Source organism: Billgrantia sp. NRB1, assembly GCF_056921725.1.
The window spans coordinates 1,466,513-1,487,458 of record NZ_CM167783.1 but is presented as its reverse complement, the minus strand read 5'-3'; the positions used below and the strand labels follow the sequence as shown (position 1 = coordinate 1,487,458).

Genomic DNA, 20,946 nt, shown 5'->3' with positions numbered 1-20,946 from the left:
CCCTCAAAGCACTTTGGCTTCGTTTTTCAGTTTGTCCACGAGCTCATCCACGGAGCCCACCTTGATGCCGCCCTGGCGCTCGGCCGGCGGCTCGACCTTGAGCAGCTTGACCTTGGAGGCCACCTCAACGCCCAGGTCTGCCGGCGACTTGACGTCCATCGGCTTCTTCTTGGCCTTCATGATGTCGGGCAGCTTGGCGTAGCGCGGCTCGTTCAAGCGCAGGTCGGTGGTGACGATGGCGGGCAGGGATAGCTCGACGGTCTGCAGGCCGCCATCGATCTCGCGCGTCACCTGGGCCTTGTCGCCGTCGATGACCACCTCGGAAGCGAAGGTGCCCTGGGGCAGGCCGGTCAGGGCGGCGAGCATCTGGCCGGTCTGGTTGTTGTCGGTGTCGATGGCCTGCTTGCCGAGGATCGTAAGGCCCGGCTGCTCCTCGTCCACCACCTTGGCCAGCAGCTTGGCGGCGGCCAGCGACTCGACGCGCTCGTCGGTCTCGACATGCACGGCACGGTCGGCGCCCAGCGCCAGCGCGGTACGCAGCTGCTCCTGGGCGGCCTTGGGACCGATGGTCACCGCGACGATCTCGGTCGCCACGCCCTTCTCCTTCAGGCGCACCGCCTCTTCCACGGCGATCTCGCAGAAGGGGTTCATGGCCATCTTGACGTTGGTGAGGTCGACGTCGGAGTTATCCGGCTTGACCCGGATCTTGACGTTGTAGTCGATGACGCGTTTGACCGCGACGAGTACTTTCATGGTGTCCTCGCTTGGTTCAGTGTAGGAACCGTCTAGTTAGGGAGCGCCGATACGCCCGACTCGCACCGGACCTGCTGGCGTTTCCTTAGAACCGGCTGGCATGCCTTTGTGTGTTTCATGCAAGCGTTTGATAGGCGCCGCAACGCAAAACCCTTTTAATGTGCCACAGGCAGACCCGCGGCAACAATCCCAGCCGATCGGAGCTTCTCGCGGCTCCCGCCGCACATTACCCATCGTAGGGGTGACCTGAGTCGTCTATTATGCCTATCATGGAGAATATCGAGAAGCAAACGACCGTTTTAAATTCTTTCGACGTTGGTGGTAGACCGTAGCCGTGACGTCGATGGCGAGGGAGGAGCAACCGGATGTCAGAGCAAGTAGAGCGTGATTCGATGGAGTTCGACGTGGTCATCGTCGGCGCCGGCCCTTCAGGCCTGTCGGCGGCCTGTCGGCTGATGCAGCAGGCCAATGAGGCCGAACAGGAGCTGTCGGTGTGCGTGGTGGAGAAGGGCTCCGAGGTGGGGGCCCATATCCTCTCCGGCGCGGTCTTCGAACCCCGCGCCCTGGCCGAACTCTTCCCCGACTGGGAGGAGCGCGGCGCGCCCCTCACCACGCCGGCGACCCGCGACGAGGTCTACCTGCTCAAGGACGCCGAGAAGGCCCAGAAGCTCCCCAATGCCCTGGTGCCCAAGTCGATGCATAACACCGGTGGCGACATGCCCCGCTATGTGATCAGCGCCGGCAACCTGTGCCGCTGGCTAGCCGAGCAGGCCGAGGCGCTGGGGGTGGAGATCTTCCCCGGCTTCGCCGCCCAGGAGACGATCGTCGAGGACGGCGTGGTCAAGGGCATCCTGATTGGCGACATGGGCGTCAGCGCCGATGGGCAGCCCAAGGACGGCCATATGCCGGGCATGGAGCTGCGCGCCAAGTACACCCTTTTTGCCGAGGGCTGTCGCGGCCATCTGGGCAAGCGGCTGATCGAAGAGTTCAAGCTCGACGAAGGCAAGGACCCGCAGCACTATGGCATCGGCTTGAAGGAGCTCTGGGACATTCCCGCCGAGCAGCACGAGCCCGGCCTGGTGCTGCACGGCTCCGGCTGGCCGCTGGACAAGAAGACCCACGGCGGCTGGTTCCTCTACCACGCCGAGAACCAGCAGGTGGTGGTCGGCCTGATCATGGACCTCTCCTATCAGAATCCGTGGCTCTCGCCCTTCGACGAGTTCCAGCGCATGAAGCATCACCCGGTGCTCGCCAAGCACCTGGAAGGCGGCAAGCGGGTCTCCTACGGTGCCCGAGCCATCACCAAGGGCGGCCTCAACTGCCTGCCCAAGATGACCTTCCCCGGTGGCCTGCTGGTCGGCTGCGATGCCGGCACCCTGAACTTCTCCAAGATCAAGGGACTGCATACCGCCATGAAGTCCGGCCTGGTGGCCGCCGAGGCGGTGTTCGAGGCCGTCGCCGCCGGTGATGAAGGGGGCACCGAGCTCGCCGCCTTTACCGAGAAGTGGGAGGCCAGCTGGGCTTATGCCGAGCTCAAGGAGAGCGCCAGCTTCGGCCCAGCGATCCACAAGTACGGCACCGTGGGCGGCGGCGCCTACAACTTCGTCAACCAACTGCTCGGCGGCAGGCTGCCCAACGTCCACGACACCACCCCGGACCACGCCACGCTCAAACCGGCCAGCGAGTTCGAGAAGATCGACTACCCCAAGCCCGACGGCAAGCTCTCCTTCGACAAGCTCTCCTCGGTGTTTTTGTCGAACACCAACCACGAGGAGGATCAACCCTGCCACCTGAAGCTGGCCGACCCCGAGCTGCCGATCCGCGATAACCTGCCCGAGTACGCCGAGCCCGCCCAGCGCTACTGCCCGGCGGGGGTCTACGAGGTCGTGGAAGACGACGAGGGCAAACCGCAGTTCCAGATCAACTTCCAGAACTGCGTGCACTGCAAGACCTGCGACATCAAGGACCCGGCCCAGAACATCACCTGGGTGGCGCCGGAGGGCGGCGGCGGGCCCAACTACCCCAATATGTAAGACTCTAGACGGACAGGCGCGAAACGAATTTGTGGGAGGGAGCTTCAGCTCGCGAAGTAGCGCTCCGCGCTACAAACGGGTCGCCTTCGGCGACTTCGCCCGGCAGAGCCGGCCTCCCACCATAAGGCTGCATCACTGATTCAGCCCACTGTGCGATGAACCATCCGCAAGCTCCCTCACGGTGTCGCCGCCCCCCTCAGATGGGACCGTTTCCTTCCTCTTTCAGGGCCTTCGCCAGCGCCTCCACCACCCGCTGCTGCTGCGCCTCTTCCAGATAGGGGTGCATGGGCAGGCTGAGGATCGTCTCGCAGACGGCCTCCGACACCGGCAGCCGGCTCTCCGGGTCCGCTACCGCCGGCTGGCGGTTGAGCGGCTGCGGGTAGTGAACGGCGGTCGGAATGCCGGCATCGGCAAGCCGGCGCTGCACTGCCTCCCGGTTGGCCACTCGGAGGCTGTACTGGGCATAGACGCTGGTGTTGCCAGGCGCGAGCACCGGTGCGGTGGTGATTCCCGCCTGCTGAAGCAGCCGGTCATAGCGCCCGGCCGCCGCCTGGCGCAGCGCCACCTCCTCGTCGAAGATGTCCAGCTTGGCCAGTAGCACGGCGGCCTGCAGGGTATCGAGCCGGCTGTTCATGCCCAGGCAAACATGATGGTAGCGCCTGGCCTCGCCGTGACGCGCCACCAGGCGAATCGCCTCGGCAAGCGCGGGGTCGTCGGTGAACAGCGCGCCGCCGTCGCCATAGGCCCCTAGCGGCTTGCTGGGAAAGAAGCTGGTGGTGGCGACACGGCTGAGGCTCCCCGAGCGCCGGCCGCGCTGGGTCGCCCCGAAGCTTTGGGCGGCATCCTCGACCACCGCCAGCCCGTGGCGGTCGGCCACCGCCTCGATCGCCGCCATGTCGGCACACTGACCGAACATCGACACCGGCATGATGGCGCGGGTGCGCGGCGTAATCGCCGCCTCGAGTCGAGCCGGGTCGAGCAGGTAGGTGTCGGGATCGATGTCCACGTAGACGGGCCTGGCCCCCACCAGCGCCACGCTCTCCGCCGAGGCGACAAAGGTGAAGCCGGGCACGATCACCTCGTCGCCCGGGCCGATCTCCAGCGCCATCAGGGCGATCTGCAGGGCGTCGGTGCCGTTGGCGCAGCCGATACAGTGTGACACGCCGACGTAGTCGGCCAACCGCTGCTCGAGCGCCTCCACCTCCGGCCCAAGGACATAGCGGCCATGGGCCAGCACGCGGACAATGGCCGCATCGAGCTGCGGCTTGATGCGCGCCTGCTGGGCGGCCAGATCGATGAACTGCATGGTAGCGCCTCCCTATACGCTGGTGGCCAATCCCAGCTCCAGCATCCGCGGGTGGCCCTCGCCCTGGCGCGGCGACTCGGGGGTCGCGGCGCGAATCGCCGTCACGGTTTCCAGGCAGTGGCGCACGGTCTCGATATCGAAGCCGCGACCGGCCAGGATCTCGCGGTAGCTGACGGTGTGCAGGTCGGTGAAGCCGGTGGAGAACTCGAAGAGCTCCTCGTCACAGGTGATGCTGCGGTAGGTGGACTGCCGCCCACGCACCGCATCGGGCAGGTCCTGCTCGTCGATGGACAGGAACCAGCGCACCCTGGCCTTCTCGTACTCCAGGTAGCCGGCGGCCTTGTGGTCGTCGCTATAGTGCAGCACCTGATGCTCCAGCTCCCCGAAGATCTGGTGCAGCATGTCGAAGAAGTGGATGCCGATCTCGGCCACCACCCCGAAGGACTTGCGCGGGTCCCCCTTCCAGCTCGCCAGGTACCAGGGGCCCCGGGCGGTGATGTAGGTGAGCTCGACCTCGTACTTGCTGTCGCGCTGTTCGGCAAGCACCTTGTCGCGCAGCTCATGGATCGCCGGGTGATGACGCAGCTGCATGATGCTGTACACCTGGCGACCGGTCTCCTCCTCCACCAGGCGCAGCTCGTCGAGCTGCTCGGGCGTCGGCACCAGCGGCTTTTCGCAGATGACGTCGCAGCCCAGCTGCAGGCCGGCGACGATGTGGGCGCTGTGCAGGTGGTTAGGCGAGCAGACCACCATATAGTCCAGTGCTCCTTCCCCCCGGCGCCGCAGCCGCCAGGCGTGCTCGAGAAAATATTCGAACTCGGTAAAAAAAGCGCAGTTCGTCGAGATGGAGTCGATGATGCCCACCGAATCGTTGAGGTCGTAGGCCGCCACCAGCGAGTGGCCGGTCTCCTTGATGGCCTGCATATGACGCGGTGCGATATAGCCGGCGGCGCCAATCAGCGCGAAATTCATGTCCCTCTCCCTTGGTCGTGGTCAGCCTTGGGCCGTAAATCGATTGAGGGTCAAGCCTACTTCGCCTGGCCGCCACGCGCCACCGGCCGCGAGGGATCGCGGATCCACTCGCTCCAGGAGCCGGCATAGAGGCGCGGCAGGGGACGACCGGCGATGGCATAGGCCAGGATGTTGTGGCAGGCGGTAACCCCTGAGCCGCAGTAGGCAATGATCGCCGACGCCTCGGGTAGTTCGGCCACCAGCTCGGCCGCCGGCTTGAAGCGGCCATCCTCGGCCAGGTTGGCGGGGCTGGGCCGGCAGCGGGCGCCGGGGATATGCCCCGCCACCGGGTCGATGGGCTCGACCTCGCCGCGAAAGCGCTCGAGACTGCGGGCATCGAGCTTCAGCTCGCGTCCGGAAAAGACCCGGTCGGCGTCGACCCGGGCGGCCTCGGCGAAATCCGGCTGCCAGTCGCTGGGGGCGGGCTCGGCGGCGTCGCTGCTCAGCGGTAGCTCGCCGCCCTGCACCTGCCAGGCCCGCAGGCCACCGTCCAGCACCCGCACCTCGGGATGCCCCGCCCAGCAGGCCAGCATCCACCAGGCCCGGGCCGCGGCCAGCTGACCGCCCATGTCGTCGTAGACCACCACCGGCCGCTCGGGGGAGAGGCCGAGACGCTGCAGCGTGGCCGTAAAGGCGCCCTGGCTCGGCAGCGGGTGACGACCGGCCTCCCCCGGCGTGCCAGCCAGGTCACGATCCAGATCCAGGTGCTGGCTGCCCGGCACATGCCCTGCCTGCCACAGCCGTCGCCCGGCCTCCGGCTCACCGAGCCGCGCCCGACAGTCCAGCACCCGGGGCGGATGCGCCCCCCGCAGCGCCTCGGCCAGCTCCGCCGCGGAAATCAGCACGTTCGACATGGTCTCTCTCCTTTTCCCAGGACTTGGCTCATTCACGACTCGGCCCCGCTCAGGAATCCGCCGACGACGGATCGGCGGCGAGGCGCTCGATGGGGGCGCGCCTGGCCAACAGACGCCGGCGGCCGGACTGGCGGAAGTGCACCTCGATCACCGGGTCGGCCGGGTCCCCCTCCACCACGGTCACTTCGCCTTCGCCGAACACCGCATGGCGCAGGCGCTGACCGGGATGATACGCCGCCGCCTCCCAGGCGGGGCCGTCCTCGGCCACCCCGTCGGCGGCTAGCGGCGCGAGCGGCAGCTCACGCCCCAGCGCCGCCAAATAGCCGGCCACCCGGGCCGGCGAGCCCACCACCAGCGGCGCCTGAGCCTCCCCTGCCCCGTCGTCCAGCCGCGCCGCCACTCGCAGGCAGTCCTGCCAGGACGTTTCGCCGATGAAGCGGCTGGGACGGTGCGCGCCGCCGTCGTGGAGGATCAGCAGCCGTTCGCGGGCGCGGGTGATGGCCACATAGAACAGCCGCCGCTCCTCCTCGAGCCGGTCGACGGTGAGGGGATTGTCGCGACCATAGTGGGGAAAGTCCTCCTCGTTGGCGCCGCCCACGGCCACCAGCGGCCACTCCAGCCCCTTGGCACCGTGTACGGTGGTGATCAGCAGCCCGCTGCTGTGGTTCTCCACCGGTCGTTCCAGCAGCTCGATGAAGGCCCCGATGTCGCGGACTTCCGCGGCCTGCTCGACCAGCACGTCGAGCAGTCGCACGTCCTCCTCGCCCTTCTCGCGGCGCGCGGCGGCCCGCTTGAGCACCTTCTCGGCATCCAGGCTGTCGACCACGTGGGTCAGCAGCCGCGCCGGCGACCAGCCGGCGAGCCGCGGCAGCTCGCATAGCAGCTGCCAGCGTCGCGAGAGATTGCGCCGCTGGATCGGCTTGAGCCCCGCCAGCAGCGGGTCGTGGCGATCGGGAAAACTCTGGCTCTCGGCCAGTCGCCTGGCCAGGGCAGCAAGACGTTCTCGAGCCACGAAGGGGGTGGGCTGCTCGAGCAGCCGCTGCAGCAGCGCCGGGTCGTGCAGCAGTCCGGGGCTCAGCGCCAGGCGCAGATAGCCGGCCAAGGCCTGCACCAGGGGCAGGCGAAACACGAAGCGATCCTCCCGGGAGAGCCGGAAGGGAATGCCGGCCTGCAGCAGCTGAAGCTGGAACGGCACCGACAGCGCCCAGCTGCGCACCAGCAGACAGGCCTCGTCGAGACGCCTCCCCGCCCGTTGCCAGCCGGCCAGCTCGACGAGCAGCGCGCCGGGGCCGCTCTCCACCGCCAGGGTGGTGACCGGGTTACCGGGAGCCGCCAGGCACAGCTGATCGGGCCGGCGGCGGTTGGCGGCGATGGCGTGGTTGGCCGCCAGCGCCAGGGCATGGCCGTGGCGAAAGGTGGTAGAGAGCGGATAGTCGGTGGCCGACCCGAAGGTGGCGGTGAAGTGCTCGCGCATGGTGTCGGGGTGGGCACCGCGCCACTCGTAGATGCACTGATTGGCATCGCCTACCGCCATCACTGCGGCGTCACGCCCGGCCAGGGTGGCGAGCAGGCGCAGCTGGGCCTGGTTGATGTCCTGGTACTCGTCGATGATCACCTGATCGAGAAAGCCCTGGACCCGGGCGGTCAGGGCCGGGTCGGCCTCCAGGGCGCGCAGGGGGCGGTAGAGCAGATCCGAGTAGGTCATCAGGCCGTGCTCGGCGAGCAGCTCTTCGAGCCGCTGGAAGGCATCCACGAAGTGGGCGGTCTCCGCACCGAAGTCGAGTCGCTCATAGAGCGCCGCCGGGGGTGCCATCTCGGCCTTCACCAGCCCGCAGAAATGCGCCAGGGCATCGAGGGTCTCGGCTTCCAGCGCGCTCTCGCGGCGCTCCGGGTCGTCGCCTAGCGCCTCCAGGGAGGCCTGCCGCAGCAGCCGCTCGACCTGCCAGTCGGCGGACAGCAGCCGACGCGGCGACAGCGCTCCCCAGCGGGTCAGGCTTCCGGTCAGGCGATGCCCCAGGGAGTGAAAGGTGCGTACGTCCGGCAGGCGCTGACCGGGCGGGGCCAGCGCGGCCAAGCGTGCCTGAAAGTCGTCACGGGCCGAGCGGTTGAACATCAGCACCAGGATACGCGCCGCCGGCACGCCCCGCGCGAGCAACTGCAGCACCCGGGCCACCAGCGTGGTGGTCTTGCCGGAGCCGGCCACGGCGGCCACCCGGGCATGACCGGCGCCATGCGACACCACGGCGCGCTGCTCGGCGGTGAGCCTCACGGGGCCTCGTCGGGCAGTTCGCCGAGCGGCTGCCAGACGCCGGCGCTGGTCAGCCCCAGCTCCAGGCGGCCGTCCTGGCACCGGCGCTGCTCGGCAGCTTCCACCAGCCGATAGAAGACGTTGCGCCCCAGGCGTGCGGCGAGCCCAAAGCGCACCGGCACCTCGGGCACAGGCTCGCCGTCGGGGGTCTCGGTCACCCGCAGGCGGTGCTCATCATCCAGGCTCAGCCGGTCCCCGACGTTGGTGGTCAGCCACCAGCGGCCCGCCGCGTCACGCTCGGCATCGACGACCACGAAGGGGCGGTCGACGACCCGGATGCGCTGCTTCTCCGCCGGCGTCACCAGGTAGACATGGCCGTCGTCGTCACGGCGCAGCACGGTGGAAAGCAGCCTCACCAGTCGCGGCCGGGCGATCACGCCGCCCTCGTGGATCCAGCGGCCGTCGGCCTCGATCACCAGGTCCATCTCCCCGACTCGCTCGGGATGCCAGCGGTCCACGGGCGGTATCTCGCCGGTCGGGTCGACATGCTCGATCAGCGGCTCCAGATTCATGGCGGCAGTCTCCGGCATGGCGCGTTACTGTCAGTCTATACCAGCCCGGCGCGGGCCAGGGCCTGGCGCACCTCAGCCGGGGCCTCGGGAGCGGCGGCGGGGAAGAGGCGGTAGAAATTGGCGGTGGTCTGCATCGCCACTTCATCGACGCTGATGCCGCGCTCGGCGGCGATGCATTCGGCGACCTCCACCACCCAGGCTGGCTCATTGGGCTTGCCGCGATGGGGCACCGGTGCCAGGTAGGGACTGTCGGTCTCGATCAGCAATCGATCCAGCGGTACCCGCCGGGCCACATCGCGCAGCGACTCGGCGTTACGGAAGGTGACGATCCCCGACAGCGAAATAAAGAAGCCGTGACGCACCGCCTCCCGGGCCATCTCCAGGTCCTCGGTAAAGCAGTGCAGCACGCCACCGATGGCCGGGTCGGTGTGCTCGCGAATCATCGCGAGGGTTTCTTCCCGGGCGTCGCGGGTATGCACGATCACCGGCAACTCGAGCTCGGTGGCGGCGATCAGCTGACGGCGAAAGCGCTCACGCTGGACCTCCCGAGAGGGCACCGTCTCGGGTGACTTCTCCAGGTAGTGGTAGTCGAGGCCGCACTCGCCGATGGCCACGACGCCATAGCGCTCGGCGGCCTCCTTGATCGCCTCGACGCTCGGCTCTTCCTCCACCCGATGCAGCGGGTGCACCCCGGCGGAGATCACCACGTCCTCATGGGCCCGAGCGATGGCGGCGATGCCCGGCAGCTCCTCCAGGGTCACGGCAATGGCCAGGAACTGGCGGACATCGCGGGCGCGGGCCACGGCCAGAACGGCGGCGAGGTCGCCACCGTGGGTGCGGGGGTCGAGACGGTCGAGATGGCAGTGGGAGTCGACAAACATGCAGAATCAGGCTCAAAGGGTGAGTGACAGGGACAGCGGCCGGCAGCGCTCATAGGGTGTAGGTGGCTCCCCCCTTATTCAGCTGGCCGGCCAGCAGGGTTTCGATCCGATCGCGTACGGCCTGGTCCTCGGGGCTGAAATGGATACCGATACCCGGCACCCGGCGGCCAGCCACACCGTCCGGCGAGACCCATACCACCTGGCCGGTCACCGGGACCCGCTCCTGATCGCCGGGCAATGTCAGCAGCAGGTACACCTCCTGGCCGAGCTCGTAGCGCTCGCGGGTGGGCACGAAGATGCCGCCCCGCTCCAGCAGTGGCATGTAGGCGGAGAGCAGGGTCTGCTCATCCTGGATGGTCAGCGACAGCGCCTTCTGTGCAGCCATGGCATTCTCCTCCCGTGGCTCCGGCGTCAGGAACGCAGCAGAGCGGACCAGCGAACCAGCCAGGCCTCGAGGACCAGCTGGGGATTGGGGTTGCCGCCGGCCGCCAGCAGCCGACGCTGTTCACGCGCATAGTCCAGCAGACGGAACCAGTCGCGCACCCGGGCGTTCTTGACCGCCTGGCGATAGAGCGGCAGCAGGTCGGCATTGCGGACCCGTGCGCTGTCGCCCGACAGCCCCAGCCGAATCAGGTCTTCCAGCCAGGCGATACCGTACCACAGGATCGCCTCGGTGGACTGGCGATCCAGCCGCGCCGCTTCGGCCACCGGCTCGGCACCGCGCACCAGGGCATCGAAGGTCTCGTGGAGCTGCTGACGCAAGGCACGTGCCGGCGGTGCAGCCAGCTCGGTGGCGAGCAGCGGCAGCCCCCCCGAGACCCGCCACCAGAAGCGCGCTTCCTCCTCGCCGCCCAGCCGTTCGGTGAGCCAGCCAAGGCTCTGGTCGGCCTGGGGCTGCGTCAGGCTCCAGTGCTGACAGCGGGAGCGGACGGTGGCCAGCAGGCACGAAGGCACATCGGCCAGCAGCACGAACTGGGTCCGCTCTCCCGGCTCTTCCAGGCTCTTGAGCAGAGCGTTAGCGGCGGCCACGTTCATGGCCTCCGCCGGGGTAATAACGATCACCCGATGGCCGCCCTGCTGCGCGGTCTGGGCGACGAAGCCGTTGACCGCGCGGATGGGGTCGATACGAATCTGGCGTTTGCCCTCTTCCGGCGAGACGCGCAGCAGATCCGGATGGTAGCCGGCGGCCAGCATGCGGCAGGCATGGCACTGGCCGCAGGCCACCTCCCCCGGGGCGAGGCACAGCAGCCTGGCAATCAGCGCCTCGGCGAACTGCTGCTTGCCCACCCCGTGGGGGCCGGAGAGCAGCAGCGCATGGGGCAGGCGCCCGCTGCCGGCGAGGTCCAGGAAGCGCTGCCATAGCGGCTGCTGCCAGGGCAGCGGGCCCAGCAGTACCGCGGACGCGGGGTCGGCGGGGGCTATAGCCACGGGGCCACCCGCTGCTCCAGGGAGGTTTCGAGTTGCGCCTGGACACGCTCGAGGGGGGCATCGGCATCGATCACGACGATTCGCTCCGGCTCGGCCTCGGCTCGCGCCAGGTAGGCACGCCGCACGGCCTCGAAGAAGTCGCGCCGCTCCTGCTCGAAGCGGTCGCGCACGCCGCCACTGGCGGTCAAACGCCCGTCGAGCCGCCGCTGGGCAGCGTCCACCGGCATGTCCAGCAGCAGCGTCAGGTCGGGAGCGAGCCCCTGCTGTACGAAGGCTTCCAGCTCGGCGATTCGCGCCGCCTCGATACCGCGCCCGCCGCCCTGGTAGGCGAAGGTGGCATCGGTAAAGCGGTCGCACAATACCCAGGCGCCGCGGGCCAGGGCCGGGCGGATACGCTCGGCCAGGTGCTGGGCGCGGGCGGCGAAGATCAGCAGCAGCTCGGCATCCCTGGCCAGCGGCTCGTCGCCGCCGGGGTCGAGCAGCAGCGCCCGGATGGCCTCGGCGCGGGGGGTGCCGCCCGGCTCGCGGGTCCGCACGACCTCCAGGCCTCGCGCCTCCAGCCACTCGGCCACCCGCTCGAGGTTGGTGGACTTGCCGACCCCCTCGCCACCCTCCAGGGTGATGAAGCGGCCCTTACCTTGATTGCCATTCCGTTCGGGGCTTTTCCGGCGATAGCCCTGCGAGGAGGCGCTGTGAATACTTCCCTGTACGCTACCGATGCCGTCACTAGCGTAGGACCTCCTCTCCGGGCTATCCCCGGCGCCCCGCACAAGCCGGTCAGGATCATGATTGCCCATGCCTGCTCCAATTAGCGATTGCGGATATAGCGGTTTACCGCATTATTGTGCTCGCGAAGCGTGCGCGAGAAGTGGTGGGTGCCGTCGCCGCGGGAGACGAAGTAGAGCGTCTCGCCCGGCAGCGGGTCCACCGCCGCCTCCAGCGAGGCACGACCGGGCATGGCGATCGGCGTGGGTGGCATGCCGTCGATCACATAGGTGTTATAGGGCGTTGCCTCGCGCAGGTCGGCGCGGGTGATGCGGCCATCGTAGCGCTCGCCCATGCCGTAGATCACCGTGGGGTCGGTCTGCAGTCGCATCCCGCGCTCCATGCGCCGTTTGAAGACCCCCGCGATTTCACGCCGCTCCTCGGGCGCACCGGTTTCGCGCTCGATCAGCGAGGCCATGATCAGCGCCTCATAGGGGGTGTCGATGGTCAGGTCCTCGCTGCGCCCCTCCCACACCTCCTCGAGGATGCGCTCCATGCGCGAAAGCGCCTGCTGCAGGATCTCCAGGTCGTTCATGCCCTTGTGATAGCGATAGGTGTCGGGGAAGAACCAGCCCTCAGGATGCTCCCCCTCGCGCCCCAATAGCGCCATGACCTCGTCGTCTTCCAGGCCCGCCGTGCGGCTCTCCAGCTTGGGGGCTGTCTCCAGTGCGGCCCGCATCTGGCGAAACGTCCACCCCTCGGGAATCGTCAGCGGATAGGTGACCACGCGGTCGCTGCCCAGCAGGTCGATCAGGTCGCGCCCGCTCATCCCCGGTTCGAGCATGTACTCGCCGGCACGCAGCTGCGGAATCGACTCGGGCTCCACTCGGGTCAGCAGGCGAAACGCCCAGTCGTCGCGAATGATGCCCTTGGCGGCCAGGTCCGCCACCACCCGATTGTAACCGGCCCCCCGCGGCACCTCGTAGAGGGTCGCCTGATCCACCGCGATGGGTGCCTCCAGGCGGCTTTCCCAGTAGCGATAGCCACCGAACAGCGCCGCACCGGCCAGAATGGCCAGTACCAGCAGGATTGTTACCGCGCGCATCGGCGTCCTCGTCGTGTCATCTCAGGTCAGGGTGTAGATAGCCCAGCAGCTGATGGGCCTTGTCCGGCAGGGGATGGCGCTCGCTCTGCGGCCACCAGCGTTTGAGCTCGCTCCCCTCGGGGTCATCGAGGCGGACCAGTGGCCAGACGCCCTGCACCGAATTGCCCAGCCAGGCCAGCTCGGCATCGAGCAGCGCCTCGGGGCCCGCCTCCACCTCGGCGATGGGCAGCGCCTCCATCAGGGCGGCGCGCAGCGTACCGGCCACGCCGCAGCGGTCGAGACGCGGAGTTTCTAGCCGACCGCCCCGCTGCCAGAACAGATTCATGCAGGTCGCTTCGATCAGTCGACCGTCACTATCGCACAGCAGCCCCTCCGCCACCTCGGGGTCCTGCCACTCGCGGCGAGCCAGGACATTCTCGAGGCGGTTGAGGTGCTTGAGACCCGCCAGGGCCGGCTGGAGGCCAAGGCGCAGCCGACACAGTCTCACCCGCACCCCAGCGCGCCAGCGTGACGGCTGCGGCGCGAAGGGCAGGGTTTGCCAGAGAAGGCGCGGTGACGGCTGACTCGGGGGCAGATAGCCGCGTCCACCGCTGCCGCGGGTCAGGATCAGCTTGAGTATCCCAAGCTCTTTCCCGACCCGTTCGGGCAAGCTGTCGAGGCGGTCGCGCGCGGGCATCGGCAGGCCCAGCGCTTCACAGCCGCGCGCGAGCCGTGCCAGGTGAAACGCCCAGAGCAGCGGGATGCCGTCACGCACTAGCACGGTCTCGAACAGCCCGTCGCCGTAGGCCAGGCCGCGGTCGTCCAGGGGCACCGCGGCCGGCTCCGGCAGCTGCGCCTCGCTCATCCCACCTTGGTGAAGAGCAGGGTACCGTTGGTGCCGCCGAAGCCGAAGGAGTTGGACAACGCCACCTCGACCTTCATCTCGCGGGCAGTGTGCGGCACATAGTCCAGATCGCAGCCCTCCTGAGGATTGTCCAGGTTGATGGTGGGCGGCGCCACCTGGTCGCGGATGGCAAGCACCGAGAAGACCGCCTCGACGGCCCCGGCGGCTCCCAGCAGGTGGCCGATCATCGACTTGGTGGAGCTCACCGCCACCGACTTGGCCGCCTCCCCCATCACCGCCTGAACGGCGCGGCTCTCGGCCAGGTCGCCGGCCGGCGTGGAAGTGCCATGAGCATTGATATAGTCGATGGTCGAGGCATCGATGCCGGCATCGCGAACCGCATTGCGCATGGAAAGCGCCGCCCCGCTACCGTCGACCGGCGGCGCGGTCATGTGGTAGGCGTCATCGCTCATGCCAAAGCCGCTCAGCTCGGCGTAGATGGTCGCGCCGCGGGCCTTGGCATGCTCATACTCCTCGAGCACCAGCACCCCGGCGCCGTCGGAAAGCACGAACCCATCGCGGTCGCGGTCCCAGGGGCGGCTGGCCGCTTCCGGCGCCTCGTTGCGGGTCGACAGCGCCCGGGCGGCAGAAAAGCCGCCGAGACCCAGCGGCGTGGTTGCCATCTCGGCACCGCCGCAGATCATGACATCGGCATCGCCATAGGCGATGGTGCGGGCGCTGTAACCGATGTTGTGCGTCCCGGTGGTGCAGGCCGTGGTGATGGCGATGTTGGGCCCGCGAAAACCGTGCTGGATCGCCAGGTTGCCGGAGATCATGTTGATGATCGAGCCGGGCACGAAGAACGGCGATACGCGCCGCGCGCCGCCCTTGTTCAGGGCATTGTGGTTATGCTCGATCATCGGCAGCCCGCCGATGCCGGAGCCGATCGCCACGCCGATGCGCGGGGCGTTCTCCTCGGTGCATTCGATGCCGGCATCGCTGATGGCCTGTGCGCCCGCGGCCACGCCATACTGGATGAACAGGTCCATCTTGCGAGCGTCCTTGGGATTTAGGTAGGGGCTGATATCGAAGCCCTTGACCGACCCCCCGAAGCGGGTATTGAAGCCACTGGCATCGAAATGCTCGATGGGGGCAATACCGCTCTTGCCTGCCAGGATGTTGGCCCAGCTTTCCTTGACGGTGTTGCCCACCGGCGTAACCAGACCCAGCCCGGTCACCACTACTCTACGAGCCATCAGCACTCCTCCAGACAACCTTGGTGACACGACCCGTCAGCGGGGTCGCCATTGCGCGCATTATAACGAACATCGCACCGCTTGGGCATCGGCTGCCCCACAATACGAAAAGCCGTCCTGGTGATCAGGACGGCTTTCCACGGCCCTGAGGTAGGGGCCTCTCACTCAGCAAGCAGTGACTACCACGCCTTTACTGATGGGCGTTGACGTAGTCGATGGCTTCCTGAACGGTGGTGATCTTCTCGGCTTCTTCATCGGGAATCTCGGTGTCGAATTCCTCTTCGAGCGCCATGACCAGCTCGACGGTGTCCAGGGAATCGGCGCCCAGATCTTCGGTGAAGGAGGAGCTGTTCTGGATATCCTCTTCCTTGACGTTCAGGCGCTCGGCCACAACCTTCTTCACGCGCTCTTCGATGGTGCTCATTATGACGTACTCCAGTCGTTCACGTTAGCCGTTCTGATGACCAGCCGGGTGGTCCGCAACCTCAAGCTGCGGGGTAGTTTATAGACGCCCCCCCGTCGGCGCAACCGCCGACAAACAAGGGCTTCAACGCATGTTCATGCCGCCGTTGACCTGCAGGGTCTCGCCGGTAATGTAGCCGGCACTCTCCCCGGTGAGAAAGCCCACCGCGGCCGCAATCTCTTCAGGCTCGCCCAGTCGGGCCAGCGGAATCTGGGTCAGCAGCGCCTTGTGCTGCTCTTCGGGCAGGGCCCGCGTCATGTCGGTGGCGATGAAGCCCGGCGCCACCGCGTTGACGGTGATCGCCCGTGTGGCGACCTCACGGGCCAGCGCGCGGGTGAAACCCTCCATGCCGGCCTTGGCGGCAGCATAGTTGCTCTGCCCCAGATTGCCCATGGTCGCCACCACCGAGCTGATGTTGACGATGCGGCCGAAGCGGGCGCGGGTCATGCCTCGCAGACAGGCCTTGGTGACGCGATAGACCGACTTGAGATTGGTGTCGATCACCGCATCCCATTCGTCTTCCTTCATGCGCATCAGCAGGTTGTCACGCGTGATACCGGCATTGTTGACCAGGATGGTCGGTGCGCCGAACTCCTCGCCAACCGCCTTGACCAGCGCCTCCACGCTGGCCGGATCGGTCACGTCCAGGGCGCGACCGCCCCCCTCGATGCCACTGGCACGCAGGTCCTCGTCGATCCTTTCCGCGCCGGCTTCGGTGGTGGCCGTACCGATCACCACTCGTCCCTGGCGACCCAGTTCATGGGCGATAGCGCGGCCGATGCCGCGACTGGCGCCTGTCACCAGGGCGATTCTGCGTTCGCTCGTCATAGCTGTTCCCGATATCCATGCTGTTTGAACTGGGGCTGTCGCCCCGGCGGCTCACTGCCCGGCCTTCTCGCGGGCCAGCTCCAGAGCAGCCTCCAGGCTGTCGGGGTCATTGACCGCCAACCCCTTGGTGCCGCGCGCAATCCGCTTGCCCAGCCCGGTGAGCACCTTGCCCGGGCCACACTCGATGAAGACCTCGGCGCCGCCTGCGGCCATGGCCTCTACGCAGGCGGTCCAACGCACCGGCTGATAGAGCTGCTCCACCAGGCGGGTACGCAGCGTTGCCAGGTCGGCGTGCGGCTGGGCGTCGACGTTTTGATAGACCGTATAGCGCGGCGGGCGCATGTCGAGGGCGCCCATGGCCGACTCGAGTCGCTCCGCCGCCGGACGCATCAGCGCGCAGTGCGAGGGCACCGACACCGGCAGCGGCATGGCGCGTTTGGCGCCCGCCTCCTGACAGGCCGCCACGGCTCGCTCGACGGCCGCCTTGCTGCCGGCGATCACCACCTGGCCGGGCGCATTATAGTTGACGGCAGAGACCACTTCATCCTGAGCGGCTTCGGCGCAGGCCTTTTCCACCACGGCATCGTCGAGCCCCAGAATCGCCGCCATGGCCCCCTCCCCCTTGGGCACCGCCTGCTGCATGGCCTCGCCACGCAACTTGACCAGACGCACGCCGTCGGCAAAGCCCAGCACGCCGGCACATACCATGGCGCTGTACTCACCGAGACTGTGTCCTGCCATGGCGCCGGGCCGAGGCCCTTCCAACTCCTGCCAGACGCGCCAGATCGCCACACTGGCGGTCAGCAGCGCCGGCTGGGTGCAGGCGGTAGCGTTAAGCGCCTCCTCGGGCCCCTCTTGCACGACCTGCCAGAGGTCATAGCCCAGCGCATCGGCGGCCTCCTCGAAGGTGGTTCGCACCACGCTGTAGCGCTCGGCCAGCTCACGCAGCATGCCAATCTGCTGGGAGCCCTGCCCGGGAAAGACGAGGGCAAGGGGTTGAGTCATGTCATTCACCTTTACTCTTGTTGAGTGCTGTCCTGCCTGCTTCTATCTACCGCCGCTGACCGGCACCGAGCTCGCAGGCCAGTCGTGATGGAAGGTCATGGCTAACCTCGCGAGCGGCCCGCAGCACCGCATAGGAGAAGCCGGTGGCTTCGGCCCCGCCGTGGCTCTTGACCACGATGCCGGCCAGCCCCAGCAGGCTGGCGCCATTGTAGCGCACCGGGTCCAGCTCCCCCTTCAGGCGCCGCAGCGCCGGGCGAGCCAGCAGCCCCACCAGACGGCTGCTCCAGTGGGCCTCGAACGTCGTCTGCACGCGCTCGATCAGCATCCGCGCCAACCCTTCGCTGGCCTTGAGCACAGCGTTGCCGACGAAGCCGTCACAGACGACCACGTCCGCTTCTCCGGCGAAAATGCCGTCTCCCTCGACGAAGCCGCAATAGCGCAGCCCCGGTAACGCCCGCAGCCGGGCATCGGCTTCGCGCACGCTGGCGCTTCCCTTGGTGCCTTCGCTGCCGACGTTGAGCAGCGCCACCCGGGGAGCGGCCAGGCCGTCCACGTGCCGCGCCATCACATCGCCCATGCGGGCGAAGTCGACCAGCCGCTCGGCGCCGACGTCGACGTTGGCCCCCAGATCGAGCAGATAGCAGAGCCCTTCGCCGCGCACGGGAATGGCGGTACTGATCGCCGGGCGCGGAATATCCGCCACCGTGCCCAGCTCGCGCCGGGCCAGAGCCATCAAGGCGCCGGTGTTACCCGAGCTGACGCCGGCCGCGGCCCTTTTATCGGCCAGATGTCCGAGCATCTTCGCCATGCTGCTGCGCTCGCCGCGTCGCAGCGCCTCGGAGGGGCGCTGGTCCTGACGGATCGCCTCGGGGGCATGATGGACGGCCAGATGTGAACCTGCCGCGACAAGGTGCCGCGGCAGGCTTTCAAGCTCGGCTTCCAGCAAGGTACGCGGGCCAAACAGATCGATCGACAGTCCCGGCCATGCCCGCACCGCGGCGGCCGCACCGTGAACCGCTGCGCGCGGACCGGCATCGCCACCCATGGCATCGACGGCAATCCGCACGCTCAGGCACCGCGCCGCTTCGACAGCGCGCCGATATTAGGCGTCGACGACCTTGCGGCCACGGTAGAAGCCGTCGGGAGAGACGTGGTGGCGCAGGTGGGTGGTGCCGGTTTCCTTGTCCTGGGACAGGGTCGGGGCGCTCAGAGCGTCGTGGCTGCGACGCATGCCGCGCTTGGAACGGGTCTTGCGGTTCTGTTGAACTGCCATGAGGTGTCACTCCAGAGTGAATCGAGGGTAGATCAGGTTTTGCCCTTGAGGCGACGCAGCACCTCGAAGGGGCTTGCGGGAGTCGGCTCCGCGGACTCGGCCTCCTCACCGCTGCTCAGCTGGTCGCGCGAAACCCCACACTGGGCCTCGTCGTGGTAAACCACCTGGGGCAGACTGAGAATGAGTTCATCCTCGACCACCGCCAGCAGGTTCAGCTGTTCGTCTTCCACCAGCACCGGCTCGTGGGTGCTCGGCAGCTCGGCGGCCAGCGCATCGCTGGTCACCATTCCCAGCAGGAAATCGCTTTCGACGCACTGCGTCAGCGGCTCGAGGCAGCGCCGACAGGGCAGCTGCAGCTCGGCCTCCAGGCGACCGCGAATCTCGCGGCGCCCCTGGGCGTCGATGGCGAAGGTGAGCCACACCCGGCAGTCGCCGACCTGGGCACCGACGTGCTCGGCCAGGCGCTCGAACTGGTCGAGCGCCATCAGGCCCTCGAGGCGCTCGGCGCGGGCCGCGAGCCGATAGGGCTCGACCCGATGGGGAAGTCGTGAAGTCAACATAGGCGCGCAATGATAGGCACTCCCCCCGTCCCTGTCAAAGCCGCCGTCACGGCGGGTTACAATGGTGACGCCAAGGACCGCAACGCCCCGACCCCGCCGGCTCGACACAGGCGATTCACAGGGCGACGTCCCCACAGCCATACGACACAAGGAGCACCGCATGCCGCGCCTCGTTCTCGCTTCCGGCTCGCGCTGGCGACGCCAGCTAATCGATCGCCTGGGCCTGCCCTACACCTGGGCGAGCCCCGACATTGACGAGACGCCACGCCCGGGGGAATCCCCCGAGGCGCTGGTGCACCGCCTGGCGCTGGCCAAGGCCAACCGCGTCGCCGCGGACCATCCCGACCATCTGATCATCGGCTCCGACCAGGTGGCCCTGTTCAACGGCGAGATTCTCGGCAAACCAGGGAACGCCGCCACCGCGCGCCACAACCTCGAACGCTTCTCGGGTCAGCGGGTTCGCTTTCTTACCGGCCTGGCCCTGGTGGATACCCGCGCCAACCGCCACTGGGTCGGCCACGAGCGCTACGAGGTGGTCTTTCGACGGCTGAGCGAGGGCGAAATCGCCCGCTATGTCGAACGGGAGCAGCCGCTGGACAGCGCCGGCAGCTTTCGCATGGAGGGGCTGGGTATCGCCCTGTTCGAGAGGCTCGAGGGCGACGACCCCAACACCCTGATCGGCCTGCCGCTGATCCGCCTGTGCGCCCTGCTGCGCGAAGCTGGCCTGGACCCGCTGGGCGAGCCTCAGGGTAGCTGATAGCGCACCGGCGAACCGCTCGAGGGGACGCCCAGCCATTCCGCCGCGACCCGGCCGAAGCGACGCGTCAGCCGCTCGAAGGGGTCGAGGCGCGGCGTGTAGTCGTGCAGGCGCACCTCGCCCAGGCGCTGGCGCGAGAGCCCATCGAGGCTATCGAGGGCGTCGACCAGACCCAGCTCGACGGCCTGCTCGCCATTCCACACCAGCCCGGAATAGAGGCGTTCATCCTCGACCAGGCGATCGCCCCTTCCCTGGCGCACCGCCTCGACGAACTGCTGATGGGTGGTGTCGAGCACCGACTGCCAGAACTCACGCTGCTCCGGCGCCACCGAGGAGAAAGGATCGAGGAACGCCTTGTTATCCCCGGCGGCATAGACGCGACGCTCCACGCCGAGCCGCTCGATGGCTTCCTCGAAGCCGAAGCTGGCGAAGATCACGCCGATGGATCCGACCAGGCTGGCCGGCGCCGCGACGATCTCGTCGGCCGCCGCGGCAATGTAATAGGCCCCGCTGGCGCCGACGTCCTCGATCACCGCGATGATCGGCTTGTCGCCCTGCTCGCGCAGCCGGATCAGCTCATCATAGATACGCTGGGACTGGACCGGACTGCCGCCGGGACTGTCGATATGCAGCACCACCGCCGCGGCGCGCTCGGCCTCCCAGGCCCGCCTGACCCCCTCGATGACGCGCTCGGCGCTGGCCGGCGACTCCCCGTCGATCACCCCCCGAACCTTGACCACTCCCAGGTGTTCGCGCTCGGGCTCGCGAGCGGTCTGGGTACCGAAGATGCCGTAGAGCGTGGTGGCCAGCGAGCCCAGAATCAGCAGGGCAAAAAAGAAGCGGAAGAACAGCTTCCAGCGCCGCGTGCGACGCTGCTCGACCAGCACCCCGTCGATCCAGCGATCCAGCATCTGCTGCTGCGCCAATCGCTGACGCTCTCGCAGGGTCTCGGCGCTCTCCGGCTCGTGCTGCGTCGCGGCCGCCTCGGCCTGCTTGGCCCCCCTCGCCTCCTTCGCCTGCTCGGGGCTCAGCTGAGGGCCCTGGGTCCAGCGGTCGTCACGCTTGTCATCATCGCTCATGGGCTT

General features: G+C 68.0%; 22 protein-coding genes. 2 read left to right on the top strand and 20 right to left on the bottom strand.

The window, feature by feature from the left end; all coding sequences use genetic code 11:
* Nucleotides 1–3 precede the first annotated feature (3 nt).
* On the bottom strand, nt 4–753 hold the full coding sequence (locus tag ACZIYR_RS06725) for an electron transfer flavoprotein subunit beta/FixA family protein (protein WP_473032981.1): 750 nt from the start codon (nt 751–753) through the stop codon (nt 4–6).
* Between the two features lie 365 nt (nt 754–1,118).
* Between ACZIYR_RS06725 and ACZIYR_RS06720 the strand changes: the two genes are divergently transcribed.
* Complete coding sequence (locus tag ACZIYR_RS06720) at nt 1,119–2,786, top strand: electron transfer flavoprotein-ubiquinone oxidoreductase (protein WP_483528652.1); 1,668 nt, start codon at nt 1,119–1,121, stop codon at nt 2,784–2,786.
* A 196-nt stretch (nt 2,787–2,982) separates the two neighbouring features.
* Here the strand turns inward: ACZIYR_RS06720 and ACZIYR_RS06715 are convergent, their stop codons facing one another.
* The 18 genes from ACZIYR_RS06715 to ACZIYR_RS06630 form a co-directional block, all read right to left on the bottom strand.
* Nucleotides 2,983–4,092 (bottom strand): DegT/DnrJ/EryC1/StrS family aminotransferase, encoded by a 1,110-nt coding sequence (locus tag ACZIYR_RS06715; RefSeq protein WP_483528651.1) that lies wholly within the window; start codon nt 4,090–4,092, stop codon nt 2,983–2,985.
* A 12-nt stretch (nt 4,093–4,104) separates the two neighbouring features.
* Entirely contained in the window at nt 4,105–5,064 is a 960-nt protein-coding gene (locus ACZIYR_RS06710) for a Gfo/Idh/MocA family oxidoreductase (RefSeq protein ID WP_483528650.1), read from the bottom strand.
* 56 nt (nt 5,065–5,120) lie between these two features.
* A complete protein-coding gene (locus tag ACZIYR_RS06705) occupies nt 5,121–5,957 on the bottom strand; it encodes a sulfurtransferase (protein WP_483528649.1) in 837 nt (278 codons plus the stop codon).
* Nucleotides 5,958–6,006: 49 nt separating this feature from the next.
* On the bottom strand, nt 6,007–8,226 hold the full coding sequence (locus ACZIYR_RS06700) for an ATP-dependent helicase (RefSeq protein WP_483528648.1): 2,220 nt from the start codon (nt 8,224–8,226) through the stop codon (nt 6,007–6,009).
* Nucleotides 8,223–8,777 (bottom strand): DUF1285 domain-containing protein, encoded by a 555-nt coding sequence (locus ACZIYR_RS06695; RefSeq protein WP_473032975.1) that lies wholly within the window; start codon nt 8,775–8,777, stop codon nt 8,223–8,225. Before ACZIYR_RS06695 ends, ACZIYR_RS06700 begins: the two co-directional genes overlap by 4 nt.
* Nucleotides 8,778–8,812: 35 nt before the next feature.
* Nucleotides 8,813–9,658 carry a TatD family hydrolase gene (locus ACZIYR_RS06690; RefSeq protein WP_483528647.1) on the bottom strand — a complete coding sequence of 282 codons (846 nt, stop codon included), beginning with the start codon at nt 9,656–9,658 and terminating at the stop codon, nt 8,813–8,815.
* 49 nt (nt 9,659–9,707) lie between these two features.
* Nucleotides 9,708–10,043, bottom strand: coding sequence for a PilZ domain-containing protein (locus ACZIYR_RS06685; protein WP_483528646.1), 336 nt, complete (start codon nt 10,041–10,043; stop codon nt 9,708–9,710).
* Nucleotides 10,044–10,069: 26 nt separating this feature from the next.
* A complete protein-coding gene (locus ACZIYR_RS06680) occupies nt 10,070–11,080 on the bottom strand; it encodes a DNA polymerase III subunit delta' (RefSeq protein WP_483529056.1) in 1,011 nt (336 codons plus the stop codon).
* A complete protein-coding gene (tmk, locus tag ACZIYR_RS06675; RefSeq protein ID WP_483528645.1) occupies nt 11,077–11,883 on the bottom strand; it encodes a dTMP kinase in 807 nt (268 codons plus the stop codon). Before tmk ends, ACZIYR_RS06680 begins: the two co-directional genes overlap by 4 nt.
* 11 nt (nt 11,884–11,894) lie before the next feature.
* Nucleotides 11,895–12,896: an endolytic transglycosylase MltG gene (gene mltG / locus ACZIYR_RS06670; RefSeq protein ID WP_483528644.1), complete on the bottom strand. Its 1,002-nt coding sequence runs from the start codon at nt 12,894–12,896 to the stop codon at nt 11,895–11,897.
* A 16-nt stretch (nt 12,897–12,912) separates the two neighbouring features.
* Nucleotides 12,913–13,740, bottom strand: a complete 828-nt coding sequence (gene pabC, locus ACZIYR_RS06665) for an aminodeoxychorismate lyase (protein ID WP_473032972.1) — start codon at nt 13,738–13,740, stop codon at nt 12,913–12,915.
* A complete protein-coding gene (gene fabF, locus ACZIYR_RS06660) occupies nt 13,737–14,978 on the bottom strand; it encodes a beta-ketoacyl-ACP synthase II (protein WP_483529055.1) in 1,242 nt (413 codons plus the stop codon). The genes pabC and fabF overlap by 4 nt, the downstream gene beginning before the upstream one ends.
* A gap of 187 nt (nt 14,979–15,165) precedes the next feature.
* On the bottom strand, nt 15,166–15,399 hold the full coding sequence (gene acpP / locus ACZIYR_RS06655) for an acyl carrier protein (RefSeq protein ID WP_008956801.1): 234 nt from the start codon (nt 15,397–15,399) through the stop codon (nt 15,166–15,168).
* A 123-nt stretch (nt 15,400–15,522) separates the two neighbouring features.
* Complete coding sequence (gene fabG, locus ACZIYR_RS06650; RefSeq protein ID WP_473032971.1) at nt 15,523–16,266, bottom strand: 3-oxoacyl-ACP reductase FabG; 744 nt, start codon at nt 16,264–16,266, stop codon at nt 15,523–15,525.
* A 51-nt stretch (nt 16,267–16,317) separates the two neighbouring features.
* Nucleotides 16,318–17,271: an ACP S-malonyltransferase gene (gene fabD, locus ACZIYR_RS06645; RefSeq protein WP_473032970.1), complete on the bottom strand. Its 954-nt coding sequence runs from the start codon at nt 17,269–17,271 to the stop codon at nt 16,318–16,320.
* 46 nt (nt 17,272–17,317) lie between these two features.
* Nucleotides 17,318–18,337, bottom strand: a complete 1,020-nt coding sequence (gene plsX, locus ACZIYR_RS06640; RefSeq protein WP_473032968.1) for a phosphate acyltransferase PlsX — start codon at nt 18,335–18,337, stop codon at nt 17,318–17,320.
* A 36-nt stretch (nt 18,338–18,373) separates the two neighbouring features.
* A complete protein-coding gene (rpmF, locus tag ACZIYR_RS06635; RefSeq protein WP_021820795.1) occupies nt 18,374–18,544 on the bottom strand; it encodes a 50S ribosomal protein L32 in 171 nt (56 codons plus the stop codon).
* 32 nt (nt 18,545–18,576) lie between these two features.
* Nucleotides 18,577–19,104 (bottom strand): YceD family protein, encoded by a 528-nt coding sequence (locus ACZIYR_RS06630; RefSeq protein WP_483528643.1) that lies wholly within the window; start codon nt 19,102–19,104, stop codon nt 18,577–18,579.
* 160 nt (nt 19,105–19,264) lie between these two features.
* Between ACZIYR_RS06630 and ACZIYR_RS06625 the strand changes: the two genes are divergently transcribed.
* Nucleotides 19,265–19,861, top strand: coding sequence for a Maf family protein (locus ACZIYR_RS06625; RefSeq protein WP_483528642.1), 597 nt, complete (start codon nt 19,265–19,267; stop codon nt 19,859–19,861).
* Here the strand turns inward: ACZIYR_RS06625 and sppA are convergent.
* Nucleotides 19,849–20,940, bottom strand: a complete 1,092-nt coding sequence (sppA, locus tag ACZIYR_RS06620) for a signal peptide peptidase SppA (RefSeq protein WP_483528641.1) — start codon at nt 20,938–20,940, stop codon at nt 19,849–19,851. The two genes, ACZIYR_RS06625 and sppA, sit on opposite strands and share 13 nt — an antisense overlap.
* Nucleotides 20,941–20,946 lie beyond the last annotated feature (6 nt).